Genomic DNA, 19665 nt, shown 5'->3' on the forward strand with positions numbered 1-19665 from the left:
TCTAAAAAGGAGGAATCATGAACTATATAGAAAGTTCAAAAGAATTATTAGAATTTATTAAAAAAAGCTCAAGTATGTTTCACACAGTAGATACTGTAAAATCATACCTTGATAAAGAAAATTTTGTAGAATTAAAAGAAGGCGAAAGCTGGAATCTTGAAAAAGGCAAAAACTACTACATCACTAGAAACGATTCAAGTATCTTAGCTTTCAAAGTAGGAAAGAATATTTCAGACTACCACTACCAATTAGTGGCTTCACACTCTGACTCACCAACATTTAAAGTTAAAAGCGTAGCAGAGCTTGAAGGACCTGGAGACTATATAAAACTAAATGTAGAAGTGTATGGCGGTCCAATAGACTGGACATGGCTAGATAAACCTCTCACATTAGCTGGAAGAGTCTTGGTAGAAGAAAATAATGAAATAGTTTCAAAACTTCTATATATAGACAAGGATATTTTGATTATTCCAGATGTTGCAATCCATATGAATAGAGAAGTAAATAGCGGATATAAATTCAATAGACAAGTTGATTTACTTCCACTTTTCACAACAGGAGCAATGAAAAAAGGCGACTACAACAAGATGATCGCAGAAGAACTTGGAGTAGAAGAAAGTAAGATCATTTCAAAGGATCTATTCCTTGTAAACAGACAAGAAGGAAAAGTATGGGGATATAAAGATGAATTTGTATCTTCACCAAAGCTTGATGACTTGGAATGTGCCTTCACATCACTTAAAGCATTTATATCAGCATCAAACGATGTAGCGATAAATGTATATGCTTGTTTCGACAACGAAGAAGTTGGATCAAACACAAAACAGGGAGCGATGAGTACATTCTTAAAAGACACACTAAGAAGAATCAATTCAGCCCTTGGATATTCTGAAGAAGACTATCTAAGAGCGGTTGCTAAATCATTCTTAGTAAGTGCGGATAACGCCCACGCAGTTCATCCAAACCATCCAGAGTTAACCGACGATGGAAACAAAGCCTTCATGAACAAAGGAATCGTAATAAAAGAAGCTGCAAATCAAAAATACACTTCAGATGCTTTTTCACAAGCTGTATTTAAAAAGATCTGTGCACTTTCAGAAGTTCCGGTTCAACATTTTGCAAACAGAAGTAATATGCAAGGCGGATCAACTCTAGGTAATCTTTCAAACACACAAGTGTCACTTCATGCTGTAGATATTGGACTACCACAACTTGCAATGCATTCAAATTATGAAACTGCAGGAGTTATGGATGTAGAATATATGATAAAAGCACTTACAAAGTACTATAATACAAATATAAACATCCAAGGTGCAACCAAGATTTCTATAGAAGAATAAAAATTATCAACACAAAAATAGAGCAGTAGACTGCTCTATTTTTATTTTAGTAAATATTTATACCTGTCGATCATAAATGCGCCAAATGGTGCGGTAAATAGTATTGCAAGCACAGCCACAGTTAACACCTGCGGTCCACATTTAAGTCCCATGGCAAGAGGTATTGCTCCTATAGCAGCTTGCACCGTTGCCTTTGGAGTGTAAGCAAGCATGGAGAAGATTCTTTCGCCGCGGTTAAGTTTTGTTCCTAGGACAGAAACATATACGCCAACCATTCTAACCATTAGACATAAAATAATTGTAACTAGTGCAATAGGTCCTAGTTTTAAAGCATATCCAAGATTTACTTCCGCTCCTACTAATACGAAGAGAAGTATTTCCGCTCCAGACCATAGGGACCTAAAACCGCTTGAAATTTCTGCTGCGGCTTCGAAGTTGGTATTTTGTGTTCCAATTCCAAGGGCCATAACTGCAATCAGTCCAGAGATGGGAACTATATTTTGCACTTCTTCTGTAGATGCCAGTAAGAACGCGATGGATAGGGTAATCATAGTTTGGATGGTGTGTTCCATCTTAATTTTCTTTAAAAACATTCCATAAAGTTTTCCGACTGCGTAACCTAAAATTATCCCAGTTGCTATGGAAATAGGAATATTTACAAAGCTCATCACATCTACATTTCCGCCCTTTGCAATGGATACGAAAGATGTGAATAGAACTATGACAAATATATCATCAACCGATGCACCAGCCATAATCATCTGAGGAATGGAATTCTTCTTACCATATCCATTTTCCATTAGGTATATCATCTTTGGAACCACCACTGCGGGGCTTACCGCTGCAACGACAGCTCCCATTATAAGTGCGTCTATTAAATCAATTTTTAAAAGTAGGGGAGCAAATATTGCCATTCCCATGATTTCAAAACTTGCAGGCACAAATGAAAGTAGTACTGCGGGACGGCCGACTTTTTTAAGGTCTGAGATATCCAGAGTAAATCCAGCCCTTGCAAGAATGATTATAAGGGCAATTCTTCTAAGCTCTGCAGAAATATTTAAAATCTTTTCATCGAGAATATTTAGTGCAAATGGTCCGAGAATCATCCCGGTTATAAGCATCCCGAAAAGAGCGGGAAGTTTTATGTTTTTCATAAAGTAGGAAAGTATACATCCCAGGATAAAAATATATGCGATTGAATTTAACATTTTTTCTCCTTATTTTTTCATTTTTAAATTATTTTGGATAAATTATTTTGGATAAATTATTTTTAGTTTAAGCTATTCTAGAGTATAAGTAATTAATAATCTTTCAACTAAATTCATTATTATAATAGCATAAAAAAAGCTGATGCTCTACATTTAAGTAGAAGTCATCAGCTTTCGCGTTTAAAGGGAGTACTTCATTCCCTATAATATTTAATTTATAAGTTTAGAATGGAGCGTATGATTGGTCAGACCACCATTCGTTCTTAAGTTCTTCGTATTGTTTAGCAATTTGTGTTAGTTGGAAGTTTTCCCAGTATGCAAGTTCTTTGTAAAGTCCTTTTGCTTCAGGTACTTCTGATCTTGCAGCTGCTTTTTCATAGAATTTGATGTTAACCTTCTTAATGTTCATTCCAAGGTTGAATACTGATAGTACCATGGTTGCATTTTCTGGATTGATCTTGCCCCATTCAAAGGTTTTACCTTCAAGAGAAGATTTAACTTTTTCTATTACAGTTGCTTCATTCTTTTCTATGCTATTTTTCAATTTGTTTAGATAGTCAACGTGTTCTTCTGATTGATGAGCAAGTGATAAAAAGATTTCTTTTGATTCACCAGTTAGTTGTTCAGAAGACATTTTGAAGTAGTTGATACTTTCTACTTCGTTAAGAATTGCTTGTTTAACTATATTAAGTTCAGAAGAGAAGATCTTTTCTTCTTGAGCTTTATCCATTTGTCTAACGTCGTTTAGATAATTGATCTTCATTTCTTCTTCGCCACCCTTTAGGTGTTTGTAGTGTTCTGGAGTCTTAGATTCAACTTTATTTTCAGCTGCAGTTACATATTCTTTGCCTGCTGCATTTCCACCTGCTTCGATAGCTTTTTCGTTTATTGGAATAAGTTTCTTCTTCTTGTCTCCGTAAACTTTTGTAAATGCTTGGATTACAGATTCTACTTTTACAAGCTTAGTTATATTTAGATATGCACCAAGCATAACCATGTTTGCAACTCTTGCGTTACCTAAATCGATTGCGATGTCGTTTACTGGAATTTTGTGAACTTCTATATCAGTTCTTGTGGTTTCTTTTTTAACTAGTGATGAATTTATAAATAAATTTCCGCCAGGTCTTACATGTGATTCAAACAATGAAAGAGATGGTTCGTTCATTACTATTACATCGTCTGCTACTGCTATGATTGGAGATCCTACAGGGTCTTCAGATACTACTACTGAACAGTTTGCAGCTCCTCCACGCATTTCTGGTCCGTAAGATGGGTACCAAGATACGTGTTTACCTTCAAGCATGCCGGCATAGGAAATAAGTTGTCCCATTGCCATTACACCTTGACCACCAAATCCTGCCATTACTATTTTTCTTGTCATTTTATTCACCTCTTCTAAAATTACCAAGTGGATAATATGGAATCATATTGTCTCTTAACCATTGAAGTGATTCTACTGGAGGAAGTCCCCAGTTAGTAGGACAAGTAGATAGGACTTCGACAATACCAAAGCCTTTATTATCAAGTTGTAGTTGGAAACATTCTTTGATTGCGCGTTTTGCACGTCTGATATTTGCAGGAGTATCAACTGAAACTCTTTCTACAAATTTTGCTCCGTCTATGGTTGCAAGCATTTCAGAGATTCTAAGTGGCTTACCTGACCAGTCTTCATCACGTCCGTATGGGGAAGTGGTGGTTACTTGACCGATAAGAGTAGTAGGAGCCATTTGTCCTCCTGTCATACCGTAGATTGCGTTGTTTACAAATATTGTTGAGATCTTTTCTCCTCTGTGGGCAGCGTGTACGATTTCAGCTGTACCTATAGAAGCCAAGTCTCCATCGCCTTGATAGGTGAATACAAATTTATCTGGATGAACTCTCTTTGCACCGGTTGCAACTGCTGGAGCTCTACCGTGAGCAGCTTCATACATATCGCAGTTGAAGTACTTATAAGCAAGTACTGAACAACCTACTGGGCATACGCCTATAGCTTTGTCTTGAAGACCCATTTCAACTAGACATTCTGCTACTAATTTGTGGATGATACCATGAGTACATCCTGGGCAGTAGTGGAATACTTCGTCAGTTAAGCCTTCTGAGTATGTGTATAGACAAGTTTCATTTTCTTTTAATACTGGTTTCTTCATTTATTTAGCCTCCAATACTTTAAGTGCAGCTTCTGCTACTTCTTCAGCTGTTGGAATATTTCCGCCTAGTCTGCAGAAGAAGTGGATGTTTTGACGACCTTCTGTAGCAATCTTAACATCGTCTGTCATTTGTCCGTGGTTCATTTCTACAACTAGAATATCTTTACAAGATTCTGGAATTTTTTTGAATGAACTATATGGATATGGCCAGCAAGTAATAGGTCTTATAAGTCCTACTTTGTATCCTTTCTTTTCAAGGATTCCCATAGCTGATTTACAAATTCTTGCAGAAGTACCATAAGCAGAGAGTACAAGTTCAACGCCTTCTTCAAGACCTACTTCTTCAACTCTTGTTTCGTTTTCTTCGATAGTTTTATATTTTTCAATTAGATGATGGTTGTGTACTTCTAGTTCATCTGCAGATAGATAGATTGAGTTTATAATATTGTTTTCTTTTCTAGTGCCTCTACCTGTAGCTGCCCAAGGTTTTGCTGGTTCTTCTTCTGTTCTTTCTTTAAATTCAACAGGTTCCATCATTTGACCGATAACACCGTCACCCATTAAAACAACTGGGTTTCTGTACTTATCAGCAAGGTCAAATCCAAGCATAACTAAATCTACCATTTCTTGAACAGTAGAAGGGCTAAGTACGATTGTTCTGTAGTCACCATTTCCTCCACCTCTAGTAGATTGGAAATAGTCGGTTTGTGATGGTTGGATAGATCCAAGTCCTGGACCACCTCTCATCATGTTTACTATAAGTGCTGGAAGTTCAGCTCCACACATGTAAGAAATTCCTTCTTGTTTAAGTGCGATTCCAGGAGAAGAAGATGAAGTCATAACTCTTGCACCTGCTCCTGATGCTCCGTAAAGCATGTTTATAGCAGCAACTTCTGATTCTGCTTGTAAGAAACAACCTCCAATTTTTGGAAGTTCTCTTGATAAGTACTCTGGAACTTCTGATTGTGGTGTAATTGGATATCCAAAGAAGTATTTGCAACCAGCCTTTATAGCAGCTGCACCTACAGCTTCATTACCTTTCATTAATACCTTTGTCATTTTATCACCATCCCTAACCTATTTTAATTACTGAAATAACTGAATCAGGACAAGTTATTGCACAGTTTTGACAAGCAATACAGTCCTCTGGTCTTGCAGCTGTTGCAGGGCTATAACCCTTACCATTGATCTTGTGTGGATCGATTTCAATTACGTTTTTTGGGCACGCAATTACGCAAAGACCGCAGCCTTTGCATCTTGATTCATTGAATTCTACTCTACCTTTTGCCATTTTTTCCTCCTCAAATCATCCAATCGTCTCTGAAATATAGGTCGATTGGAAAAATTTCGTTTTTAATCGAGTTTTCTTTTTCAAGTTGTTCTGCAACAGGTCTTATACAAGCTGTGTAGACAACTGGAATATTTAAAAGTTTTGAAACTTCTTCGACTATTTCTTGACCGTAAAGTACATCGTCTACGGTAGTGTCTTTTAGCATATGAGTTGTATTAATAAGTCCATTTATTCTCGTTTGAGAATGAGCCTCTGTACTTTTAATAAAAGCAATAATGTCTGAAACTTCAGCAGTCTCAGGTCTATTTCTATTTATGATGAAATAGTTATCGTAGCCTGATCTATGTAGAAGCTCTCTGTACCTACCTAGGGATAAGGAGCCTTTTGGGTTGCCTCCAATATCCATTACAACTTGATATTCTTCTCTCTCAAGGGGCATTAAAATCTGCGGATCCACAGCAGGAATATCAAGTGCCTGCATCTTTTTCATAATTGAACCGTAGACTTCTACTCCATTATTTTCTAGGAACTCAGTCTTCTCTCTAATCCTAAAATACATGTTGATTATGTCTAAGTCTATTGCTGCCACTTTTTCATAATATTTTTTTAAAAATAGACAGTAGTTGATAGAAAATTCAGTCTTACCAGAACCAAAATGACCTGTAATAATTTTTATTCTGTTGCCTTTTGGTTTCAAATCTGCCAATTAATCACCTCACATGTCAGTGTAAAGCTTTAAACAAACATAGTAAAATGCTAATGTGAAAAGCTTTTCTAATTTAATTCTATATTATTTTTAATTTTTTAACAAGTATTTTTTATAACGGATAAATAAAATATCATTCTATTATAAAAACACGTTAGAAGAGATTTGTATTTGTTAAACTATATTTTATTTTTCAAATAAATTTGATAATAAAAAGGAAATTAATTTTAGAATGGGGTATATTATAGATATTAAGAGATATTTTAGGAGGGTAAAATGTTAAAAGAAATAATAAAAGCGAGAAGAAGTATTAGAAAATATAAACCAGAACTACCAAGCATGGAAACCATAGAAGAGATACTTTCTCTATCAATTATGGGTCCTTCCTATGCATCTTCTCGTCCTGTGGAATTTGTAATCGTAACTGAAAAGGAAAACCTTAAGAAACTTGCCGACATGGAAATGTTTGGAACACAATATCTAAAAGATGCGCCAATGTGCATATTAGTTATGACAAATGCAGATACTGTTAGAAATTGGGTTGAAGAATGTGCAATTGTTTCTTCTTATATTGGTCTTTGTGCGGTTGATAATGGACTTTCTACTTGCTGGGTAAACGTAAGGGAAGGGGAAACTCAAGATGGAAGAGAGTACCAAGAGTTTTTCAAAGAAGAGTTTGGAGTACCAAAGGACTACAAAGTGCTTACCATAATTCCAATTGGGACTGGCGATGAAAGAGTAAGAAGAAGAGAAGAAATAGATATTAAATCTAAGATTCACATGGAAAAGTTCTAAAATTTTAATAATATTTAAAAATATCCAAATAACTTTGTGAAAAATAAAATTATTTCACGCTAAATTGTTGATTTGGTATTGAAAAGATAGATTTAAGATGATAAAATAATTTTGGGTTTGTAAAGAACCCAATCATCTTTTTTCTTTCCAGATACATAAAAGGGACCATGATAGGTCCCTTTTATACTTTTTTTGATATTTACTTTTTATTTTTAATTTAATTTTTGCTTTCTATTTTATCCGTTTTAAAGAATAATATAATTCCTATTAAAAACATAATGGATAGGGTGGATATTGAAAGGTGTTGGTTTCCTGTTGCCTGTGTCACAAGTGAAACTACTAGTGTACCTATGATTGCAGCACCTTTTCCAAATACATCGTAGATTCCGAAGTACTCTCCAGAGTTTTCCTTTGGAATTATCTTTGCATAGTAGGAACGGGATAGAGCTTGAATAGCTCCTTGAAACATACCAACGCTTACTGCCAGAATCCAAAATTGAACTATATTATTTAAAAATATTGCATATATAGAAATTAGTAGGTATGCAAGTATACATATCTTAATTAAAACTCCAGTTTCATATTTTTTAGAAATCTTACCGAAGTAGATGGCACATGGGAAAGCTACCAGTTGGGTAACTAAAAGTGCAAGGATTAATCCGTTGGAGCTTAGTCCAAGGGAAGTTCCGTAGGCTGTTGCCATTGAAATTATTGTGTAGACTCCATCTATATAGAATAAGAATGCGAATAAAAACATATATATTTTTCTGTCCCCTCTTATTTTTTCAAAGGTTTGGATCAGATGCATCTTATCTGTTTCTTCTTCGGTTCTTACATATTTTTGTCTGTAAACTTTTAGTAGAGGTAGGGTGAATAGTACCCACCATAGAGCGTTTATGGTAAATACCATCTTCATAGCTAGATCCATGCCTATGCCCAAGGCTTCGTGCTTTACAGATATTAAAATTGATATTACAAATGGAATTACAGAGCCTATGTATCCGTATGCAAATCCGAGGGATGAAACATTGTCCATCCTATCTTCTGAAGTTATATCTATTAGCATTGAATCATAAAATACTAGTGATCCATTGAAACCTACTTTGGAAATAATTACAAGTGCTAAGAATACCATCCAAGATTTGGTAAATGGAAATAAAAAACATCCCAAAGCTCCGAGGGACATAAATACTATAAAGAATCTCTTTCTAAGTGAAAATTTGTCCGCCAAGGCTCCGAAGTATGGACCTACAAGGGCTGTAAGTATGGTGCTAATAGTAACTGCATAACCCCAGTAGGCTAGGTAGGTTGAATCTTTTAGATGACCTTTAGCTAGAGAGTTAAACATAATTGGAATTATGGTTGTAAATAGGAGTATGAATGCAGAGTTGCCGACATCATACAAAATCCAGTTGCGTTCACTTTTCGTAAGTTTCATTTAATTTCTCCCATATAATCTTTTAAAAATTGAGGATCAAGTTCTCCGTCGTTGTAGATGTAGTCTAAGGCATTCTTTATAAGTCGCGGTGCGTTTGCAAGTGCCTCGTCAAACTTATCAACCAAAACTTTATTTATTTCTTTTGACTGAGGTCGAACTTTGTGGGTAATGAGCTGTCCTGTAAATTCTTTTTTGCCGCTTAATACCATAATTAATTTTAAGAAAAATTCTTTTGCATAAGTTCCGGTATGGAATAGTTTTCTATATTTTTTAAAACCAGCGATACTGTCGTAGACATCTTTTAACTTAACTCCGTAGGAATCATAGACATGCACAACCTTTGGAGCTATAGTTGGCTGAGGAATAATCGTAGACATATTAAATTTGTGAGGGTTTTTTCCATCTTCTAACATATAGTGTCTATCTAGCTCTATCTCAATATCCATATGGGAATATGAACTAGTTACATTTGCTTCAACCGCTGGATGTATGTAGCTATCTAGAATAAAATGGCAGATTGAACCTGCAAAGTAATAGAATTCATCGGAACATCTATTTAAAGATTTTACATATTCTTTATTTCTATCCAAGTAATCTTTAAAAGGCTGGTCGTGAATAGCAGTTCCAGGATTCTTGCCGTTTATTTTTAAACCTAAATTAAAGAAAAAGAGATCCGGTCCTTGATTTCCAAACTGAAAAAGTATTCTGTTTGTCAGTCCACAGGTTATCTCTGGCATGATTTTAACGACTTGTCTTCCAAATCTATCATGAGTATATATTGACGCCATAATTACCTCCTCAAATGTATTTTACCATAACGTTTCCTGTTATAATAGTATTGGAGGAAGTATGAATAAATTTATATTTGACAGTGTAAAATCCGTATCGAAAGATATATCATTTTCAACCCCTGGTCATAAGGGAAGAGAATTTAATTATTTAAAATTTAATTACGATGTAACAGAACTGGATGAAACGGACAATCTATTAGAACCTAGTGGTGCAATTTTAAAATCCATGGAAGAACTTAAGAAAATCTATGGGAGTAAAAAATCCTACTACCTAACACAAGGGTCAAGCCTTGGAATAATGTCTGCGATAATGGCATCTTTGGATAAAGGAGACAAAATATTGGTTGAGAGAACTTGCCACAAGTCAGTGTATAACGCAATAATTTTATCAGAACTTGAGCCGACCTATATTCATCCAGTAATAGATAAGAGATTCAATGTGCCTGTTGGAATCGACCTAGACGATTTAAAAGAAAAATTAGAGACGAGAAAATATAGAGCCTTGGTAGTTACGAGTCCAAACTATTTTGGGAAGGTACTCCCATTAAAAGAAATATTTAAAATATGCAAAGATTGCGGTACTATTTTAATAGTGGATGAAGCTCACGGGGCACATTTAAATTTCTTGCCGAAACTTTCTGAACTCTCTGCAAAGGACTGCTGCGACATAGCCATAGAGTCCGCTCACAAGACAATGCCTGCCATAACTGGCTCAGCATTTATGCATGTGTATACAGATAGAGTTTCAGTTGAATTACTAGAGAAGACCATGAGACTTTTGCAATCCACCTCTCCATCGTACCTTATGCTTATTTCCATGGAAGAAGCTTTGGATTTTATGGAGAAAAATGGAGGTAAAAGACTAGATAAAAATATAAAAAGGCTCAAAACTTTAAAAGAAAATTTAAAGAAGGAAGGCTTTGAATTTTTAGAAGGGGATGGATTTGATCCGACGAGACTCGTTGTTTCAAAGGAAAATATTTCTGGGTATGAAATCGAAAGAGCGATAAAAGATTACGGAATACGAGCTGAGATGGCGACACCATTTTGTGCAGTATTTATAATAACTGCCTCAGACGATGAAGTTTCCATAGGAAAATTAGAACAAGCTCTTAAAAATTCTACTTACAAAAATGACTATCCAAAATCCTTAGACTTTTCCTACAGAGAAAAAATTGTAAATAAACCTTGTGAAATTTTTAGAAAAGAATCAAAGTGGGTAAAATTAAAAGATACAGAGGGAATGATATCCACTTCCTTTGTAATTCCCTATCCGCCTGGAAGTCCAATACTGGTACCAGGGGAAGAAGTAACCGATGAAATCATAAAGATTCTTGAAGAATATTTGAAATTAAATATAAAGGTTGTCGGTCTTAAAAACGGAGGTTTAAAAGTTGGATCTAAGTAGAATAGATGAAGTTGAAGAACTTTTAGAAGAGATAGTAGAAGATATCCCGGAAAAGTATTTTGACCATTTAAACGGTGGAATAGTGCTAGAAGAAGGGGTAATGTACCATCCACAGGATATAAATAAAACCATGCTTGTGCTAGGACTTTACAAAATAGATGCAACTGGAAGACAGATTGCGATCTTCTACGGATCATTTATGCAGATGTATGGATTCTTGCCTAGGGAAGCTCTAAAAGAAGAACTTAAAAAGACTTTCTGCCATGAACTCACCCACCATTTGGAATTCTTGGCAGGAAACTACGACCTAGTCGAAGAAGATAGAAGAGATATAGAAAAGTTTTTGAAGGATGAAATGAGGTGAAAATGAAGAAGATTTTAGGACACATATTAAATGGCGTCGGCAAATTTATAGAAGTATTTTTAAATATAATTATATTTATGGTTGAACTTGCAACATCATTTTTCAATGGAATTAAACAGATGTTAGCAGCCCTATTCTTGGGAGGGGGATGTCTACTTATATTTTTCTTTTTAAATCCTATAGTTTTATATTCAGTCACAAGAAACAAGTACATCATGACCATCATATTTCTATCATTGGTGGTGCCTATCTTGGGAGTAAAGGGCGTAAGTTACTTAAAATATATTCAGTACATGGCGACGGAATATTTCTACGACAGGGCGGATTACTACCTACATGGAAAGAAGAGAACCTTTGACAAGATTTCTGACTACGGCAAAAAATATAAGGCGCATATCGAAGAACTTGAAAGACTTAGAAGGCAGAAGGAACAGGAAGAAAGAGAAAAAGAATTTGAAGAGAGATTTAATTCTTCATTTGGCGGAACCTACTACACCTTTGGCGACGATATAAACTTCGAAGATCTCTTTGGAGAAGGAGGATTCTTCGACGCATTCAATCGTGGCGGCTACTACTATAATCAAGGAAACTATCAAGGAAATTATGGTGGAAGCCAAAATAGTCAGGGACAAAACTATACGGGCATTGGATTTAAACAGTCCTACGAAGAAGCTATTAGAATTCTTGGTTTGAGCACAGACGCAGATAAGTACGAAATAAAATTAAAGTACAGACAGCTTGCTAAGAAGTACCATCCCGATTTGAATAAGGAAGAGGGAGCCAAGGAAATGTTTCAAAAGATAAATAACGCTTATGAATTTTTAAGCGATGAAAATATAGAGAGATACAAGAGAATAAAAGAACAATAGGGAGGAATTATGAAAGATTTTATTTTCGATGTAAAGACAAAGATTTTATTCGGTGAAGACCAACTTGAAAATCTAGGAAGAGAAATTAAAAAATATGGAAATAAGGTTCTACTTTGTTACGGAACTGGCTCCATAAAGAAGAATGGTATCTATGATGATATCGTAGGAGAACTAAAGAAGGACGGAATCGAATACTTTGAACTTGCGGGAATCGAACCAAACCCAAGGGTTGACTCTGCAAGAGAAGGAATAAGATTAGTAAGAGAACATGGCATCAGCTTCATCCTAGCAGTGGGCGGTGGATCCACCATCGACTGTGCAAAATTAATCGCCGGCGGATATAAATTGGACTGCGACCCATGGAATATACTGACTGGTAAAGCGAAGATAGAAGAAGCACTACCAATAGGAGTTGTGCTTACCCTATCAGCAACAGGATCAGAAATGGATGACAGCGCAGTAATAACAAATTTAGAAACCAAGGAAAAACTTGCCTTTGCAAATGCCCATGTACTACCAAAATTTGCCCTTATGAATCCTAAATATACATTCACAGTTCCAAAGTATCATACAGCTGCAGGAACAGCAGATATAATGAGCCACACCATGGAAAACTACTTCACATTAGATGACTGCTACTTCCAAGACGGAGTTGCAGAAGCAATTCTAAAAACCTGCGTTAAGTACGGAAGACGTGCAATGGACGAACCAGAAAATTACGAAGCAAGAGCAAACTTGATGTGGGCATCAACCTGGGCAATAAACGGACTACTTTCAACAGGTAAATCTGCAGACTGGTCAGTGCATCCAATTGAACACGAAGTATCAGCATATTTCGACATCACCCACGGAGTAGGACTAGCAATCATCACACCAAGATGGCTCGAATATTGCATGAATGAAGAAACCACACCTAAGATTGCAAGATTTGCAAGAGAAGTATTTGAAGTAGAAGAAAGAGATGACAAGAAAGCAGCAGAACTAGGAATCCTTGCCCTATATAAATTCTTTGAATCGCTAGATATTCCAATGCACTTAAGAGATACAGGAGTAACAGAAGACAAACTAGAAGAAATGGCAAAGATGACCATAGAACATAAGAGAAGAAATATCAGAGGATTTGTAGAACTTTCAGAAGAAGCAGTACTAGAAATCCTAAGAAAATCATTTTAATAAAAAAACTGTCTCAATAAAGAGGCAGTTTTTTTATGCAAGTCTAGCTAGGCTTGTATTTTTTATTTAATCTTTCTTTTTTTAAATTTTTTAGACTGTCGAATAAAAATATACTTACACTTAGCCCAACGAATAGAAACATATATGCATGGAGTCTGGTGAACACTTCGTTATAGAAAAAACATCTGCCTTTTATCATTGATGATGCTTTTTATATCTTCTTGCTCTCTTTTAATTTAGAAGAATTAAAAAACAAAATACCAATGACCAGGTAATTCTAAAACATATAACCGCAATTGGATTAATATTTGAAAATATGGACAAATATATTGACAAAATCCCTCAGATTATCAAACAAAATAAAACTAATAAAGTTGACTCCAAAATAACGCCTCGAATATTAATATTAATTAAGTCTTTAAAATTTAATCATAATAAAAAATTTTAATCGATGCAACAAAATGTAAAATTATAAAAATAGTAACTTTAAGTTTAAATTTTATTAAAATATTCCGTTTTATTTAATGAAAAAGTCATAATTCTTGACTTTAAAAATGCGTATATATATTATATAGATAAGTTTAATATATTAATAAGGAGCTTTACTATGAAAATAGGAATAGACTTAGGAACTACTAACTGCTGTGTTGCATATATTGATAAAGAAGGCAATCCGCAAATAGTTCCTAATGATGAAGGAGATAGAACCACACCATCAGTTATATTCTTTGATGAAGACCATGTAGTAGTAGGAATGGCGGCAAAGGAAGAAGCTGGAATAAATCCGGAAAACACAATTTCATACATCAAAAGACAGATGGGAGATGAGTCCTTTAAATTTCCAAGAGGCGACGACTATCTAACTCCAGAAGATTTATCTGCAATCATTTTAAAAAAATTAAAGAATATGTCGGAAGATTATCTCGGAGAAGAAGTAGATTCTGTGGTAATAACAGTACCAGCATACTTCAATGACGCTCAGAGAAAAGCTACCCAGGACGCTGCAAATATAGCAGGTTTAAAAGTTTTAAAAATTATAAATGAACCGACTGCGGCAGCACTTGCTTACGGAGTTAATAATAAATCTGAAGATCAAAATATAATGATTTATGACCTTGGAGGCGGAACTTTTGATGCCGTTGCAATGGAGCTAAGAGGGGGTAATTTAAGAGTATTATCTACTAATGGGAACAAACAGTTGGGTGGATTTGACTTTGACAATGCTCTATTGGGATATGTAATTGAAAAGATAGAAGAAAAATATGATGTTGACCTATACGATGATGAATATGCCATAGAATATTTGAGAGAAAAAGTTGAAGATGCTAAGAAAGCCCTATCTTCAAAATCAAAGACAAATATTGTAATAAATTATGAAAATATAAGAGACAAAATCGAGATAACCCAAGAAATATTTAACGACCTAATCAGAAGTGATGTGAGAAGAACCTGTGACATGATGAACTTCACATTAGAAGATGCAGGCTTAACCTGGGACCAAGTGGACAAGACTATATTTGTAGGAGGATCTTCAAGAATCAAGCTAGTAAGGGAAATGGTTGAAGAACTAATAGGTAAGAAGCCATCATTGGAACTAAACCCGGACGAGGTTGTTGCAATAGGTGCAGCAATTCAGGCCAATCTAATAGAAAGTGATGAAAACGCAAACGAACATCTCTCAGGAATAGAAATAATAGACGTTAACTCTCACTCTCTTGGAATTGTTGTGCTAAACGAGGAAAAAGAAAATGTAAATTGCATAATAATTAAAAAAGATTCTCCGCTTCCTTGTTCAGTGACTTCAAGTTTTTTTTCCACCGTTGAAAACCAAGGATTCATAGACATAGGAGTCGTAGAAGGAGAAGAAGAGGATCTTAATTATTGTTCAATAGTAAGTGAAATGACAGTAAGACTTCCAGAGGTGCAAAGACCAATAGGATCTGAATTTCTAGTAACATACTCCTATGATACTGACGGTATAATACATGTAGATATTTTTGACTCAGCAAGTCAAACATTTATGCAGTCTATAGATATTGAGAGAAAGTCAAATTTATCTAAACAGGAAATAATTGAAAAGAAAGATAAGATTTCAAATTTAGAGATTGAATAGGTGAAATATGAAAAATTATTTTGAATTATTAAATTTAAATATAGATGCAAGTAGAGAAGAAATACTTGAGCATCTAAACTCTGAACTTAAGAAACAAACCAGAAGAGCGAACCATTTTGACACGAAAATTAGAGCTGAAGCAGAAGAAATGGTGAAGATTATTTCTGAAGCAATCGACATATTCAAAGATGAAGGCAGTTATAAAAATTATTTAAACGAAATTAATCCTCCTGTTGAAGAAAAAGCAGATAATAGACCAGAATTAACTGTCGATAAAACTATAGACATGATAGAAAGTAGCATCGGCACAACGTTGTTTGAAGTGCGTGATATGCTTATATATTGCGAAAGCATGGCTCCAAACTATAAGAGAACATGGTATGTATATGCAAGATATTGTGAAGCTTTAAATGATTTTAAAGGACAAGAAGAAGCCTGCAGGAAACTTCTAAAAATAGATCCTAACGATTACTGGGCGCATTTCACACTATTTAAAATTTATAGATACAACATTTCAAATACGGCAGAAGCTAGAAAAATGTTTGAATTTCTATATAATCCAATAAAAAATAAAGAAACAGCATATGCTTACTACTATAAAACTCACATGGAATTTATAAACAAAAACTTTGATGAAGCACTTAAATATGCAAAACTCGCGAAAAAAGTTTCGGGAAATGCTTCTACTGTAATTGGGGAATTGAGCATTGAACCTTATAAATTTGAAATAAACAGTATAGAATGGGACAAGACTCTGGGAGATATTTATTATTGGAGAGCAACTAGGCTTTTTGAAGGAGATAATCACCTAACTTCTGAGGAAGACGCATTACAATATAAGAAAGAAATTGAACTTTCTCTAGAACACTTTGACTCACCATCAGGAAGACAAAACTTAGAAACTGTAAATAATATACTAAAAGTTCAACAGACATATCCTGCAATATTACCTACGATTTATTCAGTTATAACTTTTTTCGTAATGATAGTAATATTAGGTGGTCTACTTGAAATTTGCGAAGTATTTCTTCCAAAATTCATATTCTTAGCAATAAACAAGATAGCAAATAGCTTACCATTCCTAATATTATTAATTGTGCTAATATTTAGATTCTTCTTTAAAAATAGAAAATTAAGAGGTTATGATCTTCAAGCGGGCATTGTATACAATACAAACCCATATAAGCTAAAACTGCTAAGAGCCCTTAAGCTTAAAAAATAAAAATATTTAAGACTTGAGTATTTAGTATGAGTAAATTATTTTGATGAATAAGAATGGATCCTGATCCATTCTTTTTTAAGGAGAAAATATGCAAAACACAAGTAGAAAAGTACTGGACTCATTGGAACTTAGACTTGAATCCACAAATTTGCAATCATTTTTAGAACATTTGGATAAGTTGAAAAATGATATAACAGAAGATGAGTACCTATATTTAAAAGCAAAAAGCTATTTTTTAAACGAAGATTTAGAAGAAGCAAAGAAATATTTAGAATTAATTTCAAATAATGATTTAAAAAAATATGAACTTCTAAGTGAAATCTACTATATACAGAAAGATGCTGCCAACCTAGGGAGAATCTACGAAAAGGTAAGAAATCTATTTAGCGAAGATGAATTAAGAAAAATTAGTCTTAGAAATCTTATTTTAAAAAGAGATTTTAACGAAGTTGAAAAAATAATAGATCAATATCCTGATAACGGGTTTGAAATTCTCAAAATGGACTATTACTATGGCAGTAACAAGCATGAAGCTTTGAAGAAACTTGCAAGATCGACCATGCTTAAGAAGAGAAACTCAAAAGAAGCAGATGTGGCAAATGAATACTTGCAAAAGATAAAGATGGTTAAACAAAATGAAGAAACCATAGATTCAGAATTAAATGAGCCATTAGAAAAGCTAAACAAATTAATAGGTCTAGGTTCTGTGAAGATTGAAATAAATAAAATCATAAGCCAGATAAAATTTGAGCAGAAGAGGAAGCAAGCAGGGATTATTAATAAAAATAAACAATCATATCACATGGCTTTCTATGGAAATCCTGGAACTGGTAAGACTACTGTGGCGAGGCTTTTGGGAGATATTTTTAAATCTCTTGGAATTTTGGAAAAGGGTCATCTTGTTGAAGTAGACAGGGGGGACCTAGTTCAACAGTATATAGGAGCTACTGCAATTAAGACTGCGGAAGTTATAGAAGAGGCAATGGGTGGAATACTATTTATAGATGAAGCCTATAGCTTGGCATCTGGAGGAGAAAATGATTTTGGGCCTGAAGCAATAGCTACATTACTTAAAGCTATGGAAGATAAGAGGGACGAATTCATAGTTATACTTGCCGGATATACTGATGAGATGAGAGAACTTTTAAAAACAAATCCAGGTCTTAAGTCTAGAATAAATATGGAAATCAACTTCGAAGACTACAATGACGAAGAACTTATGGAGATAGCAAGATTAATAGCAAAGGATAATCAGTTTATAATAAGCTCAGATGGAGAAAAAGCATTTAAGAAGAAGATAGCCAAGGAGCAGATGCAAGAATTCTTTGCAAATGGTAGAAGTGTGAGAAATTTAATCGAAGACGCAATAAAGACCAAGGCTTTAAATATTGGATCTAGAATAGCAACGAGAGAGGAACTTACTACCTTGTACTCTTTGGACTTTGGAATAGATCCAAGTGAATGTGAAGAAGAAACATTGGAAGCTGCAATGGAAGAACTTAACTCTCTTATAGGTTTGAGCAGTGTCAAGAAACAGATTACAGGAATAAAAAATGAAGTTCTATATGATAAGCTCGTTGAAGAAAAGACAGGCAAGAAATACAATAGGTCTTACCACATGGCATTTACAGGAAATCCTGGAACAGGGAAGACTACAGTTGCAAAAATAATGGGAAAAATATTTTACAATATGGGAATTCTTGCCACACCAAAGGTAGTTGAAGCTCAAAGATCTGATTTAGTTGCGGGATATATTGGACAGACAGCGATAAAGACAAGAGATATTTGTAAGTCGGCCTATGGAGGAATACTATTTGTAGATGAGGCGTATGACTTAGCTTCTGGAGGAGAAAATGATTTTGGGAAAGAGGCTATAGCAACATTAATCCAAGAAATGGAAAACAATAGAGATAGGCTTGTAGTAATATTTGCAGGATATACAAACGAAATGGCGGGACTTTTCGATACGAACCCAGGACTAAAATCAAGAGTCACTCAAATAATAGAATTCCAAGATTATAACGAAGATGAATTACTAGAAATCTACAAATCTTTAACAAATGCTCAAGGATTCTATAGCGACAAAGAAACTGAAGAAATTATTTATAACTACTTTAAACATCTATGTCAAAACAAGGATAGGCATTTTGGAAACGGAAGAGAAGCGAGAAATTTCTTTGAAAAAGTTATTTTAGAGCTTAAGTCTAGAGTTATAGAAGAACGTAGTGATGAAATCAACCACATAACGAAAGCTGACGTACAAAATGTAATTGGAGGATAGTATGAAAGAAATATTAATGTTATTTTCATTAGGGATAAAATTTGTTCTCTTGATATTAAATATATTTTTATTCTTTTTATATGGATATGACAAATTTAAAGCATCATTTAAAATGTGGAGAGTTCCAGAAGCACTTCTTTTAATTCTTGGAGCAGCTGGAGGAGGAATAGGTGGTTTCTTTGGAATGTTTCTATTTAGACACAAGATTAGGAAAGGATATTTCTATATAGCAAATTTTATAGGAGCCTTGATCGCTGCTAGATTTTTGTAAATTAAATTATTTATAAACTGTTTCTATTAAGAGACAGTTTTTTTAATTGCGTTATGAAAAGGATATCATACTCATATATTTAAGATGCTAAAGCTTATTGTAAAAATCATAATATTATTATAATAATAAGTAAATGAAAAAAGCTAAAAACCGCAAAAAATAGTAAGATTTAATTAACAAACAAATATTCAAATCAGACTTTAAACCGATAAAAGATAGCGAATAGCTAGAGTTTAAGAATAAAAATT

Annotated in this window: 18 protein-coding genes and 1 riboswitch; of the genes, 10 read left to right on the plus strand and 8 right to left on the minus strand. The window is 34.3% G+C overall.

Annotated features, from left to right (window positions below; genetic code table 11):
* Positions 1-17: 17 nt before the first annotated feature.
* Positions 18-1340: a M18 family aminopeptidase gene (locus HMPREF9225_RS04050; RefSeq protein ID WP_008901670.1), complete on the plus strand. Its 1323-nt coding sequence runs from the start codon at positions 18-20 to the stop codon at positions 1338-1340.
* Positions 1341-1381: 41 nt separating this feature from the next.
* Here HMPREF9225_RS04050 and HMPREF9225_RS04055 read toward each other — a convergent pair whose 3' ends face one another.
* The 6 genes from HMPREF9225_RS04055 to HMPREF9225_RS04080 all read right to left on the minus strand — a co-directional run bounded on the left by HMPREF9225_RS04055 (position 1382) and on the right by HMPREF9225_RS04080 (position 6692).
* On the minus strand, positions 1382-2548 hold the full coding sequence (locus tag HMPREF9225_RS04055) for a cation:proton antiporter (RefSeq protein ID WP_008901671.1): 1167 nt from the start codon (positions 2546-2548) through the stop codon (positions 1382-1384).
* A gap of 151 nt (positions 2549-2699) precedes the next feature.
* Positions 2700-2759, minus strand: a riboswitch (Fluoride riboswitch).
* Between the two features lie 12 nt (positions 2760-2771).
* Positions 2772-3929 carry a 2-oxoacid:acceptor oxidoreductase family protein gene (locus tag HMPREF9225_RS04060; RefSeq protein WP_040551309.1) on the minus strand — a complete coding sequence of 386 codons (1158 nt, stop codon included), beginning with the start codon at positions 3927-3929 and terminating at the stop codon, positions 2772-2774.
* 1 nt (position 3930) lies between these two features.
* Positions 3931-4695: a thiamine pyrophosphate-dependent enzyme gene (locus HMPREF9225_RS04065; RefSeq protein ID WP_008901673.1), complete on the minus strand. Its 765-nt coding sequence runs from the start codon at positions 4693-4695 to the stop codon at positions 3931-3933.
* Complete coding sequence (locus HMPREF9225_RS04070; RefSeq protein ID WP_008901674.1) at positions 4696-5754, minus strand: 3-methyl-2-oxobutanoate dehydrogenase subunit VorB; 1059 nt, start codon at positions 5752-5754, stop codon at positions 4696-4698.
* Between the two features lie 13 nt (positions 5755-5767).
* Complete coding sequence (locus HMPREF9225_RS04075; protein WP_008901675.1) at positions 5768-5986, minus strand: 4Fe-4S dicluster domain-containing protein; 219 nt, start codon at positions 5984-5986, stop codon at positions 5768-5770.
* Between the two features lie 10 nt (positions 5987-5996).
* Positions 5997-6692, minus strand: coding sequence for a hypothetical protein (locus HMPREF9225_RS04080; protein WP_008901676.1), 696 nt, complete (start codon positions 6690-6692; stop codon positions 5997-5999).
* A gap of 276 nt (positions 6693-6968) precedes the next feature.
* On the opposite strand from HMPREF9225_RS04080, the gene HMPREF9225_RS04085 reads away from it, so the two are divergent.
* Positions 6969-7487, plus strand: coding sequence for a nitroreductase family protein (locus HMPREF9225_RS04085; protein WP_008901677.1), 519 nt, complete (start codon positions 6969-6971; stop codon positions 7485-7487).
* A 217-nt stretch (positions 7488-7704) separates the two neighbouring features.
* Here HMPREF9225_RS04085 and HMPREF9225_RS04090 read toward each other — a convergent pair whose 3' ends face one another.
* Together HMPREF9225_RS04090 and HMPREF9225_RS04095 are read right to left on the minus strand one after the other, a co-directional pair.
* Positions 7705-8925: an MFS transporter gene (locus HMPREF9225_RS04090; protein ID WP_008901678.1), complete on the minus strand. Its 1221-nt coding sequence runs from the start codon at positions 8923-8925 to the stop codon at positions 7705-7707.
* Positions 8922-9713: a zinc dependent phospholipase C family protein gene (locus HMPREF9225_RS04095; protein WP_008901679.1), complete on the minus strand. Its 792-nt coding sequence runs from the start codon at positions 9711-9713 to the stop codon at positions 8922-8924. Before HMPREF9225_RS04095 ends, HMPREF9225_RS04090 begins: the two co-directional genes overlap by 4 nt.
* A 61-nt stretch (positions 9714-9774) precedes the next feature.
* On the opposite strand from HMPREF9225_RS04095, the gene HMPREF9225_RS04100 reads away from it, so the two are divergent.
* The 8 genes from HMPREF9225_RS04100 to HMPREF9225_RS04135 all read left to right on the plus strand — a co-directional run bounded on the left by HMPREF9225_RS04100 (position 9775) and on the right by HMPREF9225_RS04135 (position 19417).
* A complete protein-coding gene (locus HMPREF9225_RS04100) occupies positions 9775-11124 on the plus strand; it encodes an aminotransferase class I/II-fold pyridoxal phosphate-dependent enzyme (protein ID WP_008901680.1) in 1350 nt (449 codons plus the stop codon).
* Entirely contained in the window at positions 11111-11488 is a 378-nt protein-coding gene (locus HMPREF9225_RS04105; RefSeq protein ID WP_008901681.1) for a metallopeptidase family protein, read from the plus strand. Before HMPREF9225_RS04100 ends, HMPREF9225_RS04105 begins: the two co-directional genes overlap by 14 nt.
* A 2-nt stretch (positions 11489-11490) precedes the next feature.
* On the plus strand, positions 11491-12357 hold the full coding sequence (locus HMPREF9225_RS10555) for a DnaJ domain-containing protein (RefSeq protein ID WP_040551310.1): 867 nt from the start codon (positions 11491-11493) through the stop codon (positions 12355-12357).
* A gap of 9 nt (positions 12358-12366) precedes the next feature.
* Positions 12367-13530 carry an iron-containing alcohol dehydrogenase gene (locus HMPREF9225_RS04115; protein ID WP_008901683.1) on the plus strand — a complete coding sequence of 388 codons (1164 nt, stop codon included), beginning with the start codon at positions 12367-12369 and terminating at the stop codon, positions 13528-13530.
* Between the two features lie 607 nt (positions 13531-14137).
* Complete coding sequence (locus tag HMPREF9225_RS04120) at positions 14138-15643, plus strand: Hsp70 family protein (protein WP_008901684.1); 1506 nt, start codon at positions 14138-14140, stop codon at positions 15641-15643.
* Between the two features lie 7 nt (positions 15644-15650).
* Entirely contained in the window at positions 15651-16865 is a 1215-nt protein-coding gene (locus HMPREF9225_RS04125) for a hypothetical protein (protein WP_008901685.1), read from the plus strand.
* Positions 16866-16953: 88 nt separating this feature from the next.
* Positions 16954-19146: an AAA family ATPase gene (locus tag HMPREF9225_RS04130; RefSeq protein ID WP_008901686.1), complete on the plus strand. Its 2193-nt coding sequence runs from the start codon at positions 16954-16956 to the stop codon at positions 19144-19146.
* Position 19147: 1 nt separating this feature from the next.
* Positions 19148-19417: a DUF1294 domain-containing protein gene (locus HMPREF9225_RS04135; protein ID WP_008901687.1), complete on the plus strand. Its 270-nt coding sequence runs from the start codon at positions 19148-19150 to the stop codon at positions 19415-19417.
* Positions 19418-19665: the final 248 nt, after the last annotated feature.

The sequence above is a fragment of the Peptoniphilus duerdenii ATCC BAA-1640 genome (assembly GCF_000146345.1).
In the GTDB taxonomy this organism is placed as follows: Bacteria; Bacillota; Clostridia; order Tissierellales; family Peptoniphilaceae; genus Peptoniphilus_B; species Peptoniphilus_B duerdenii.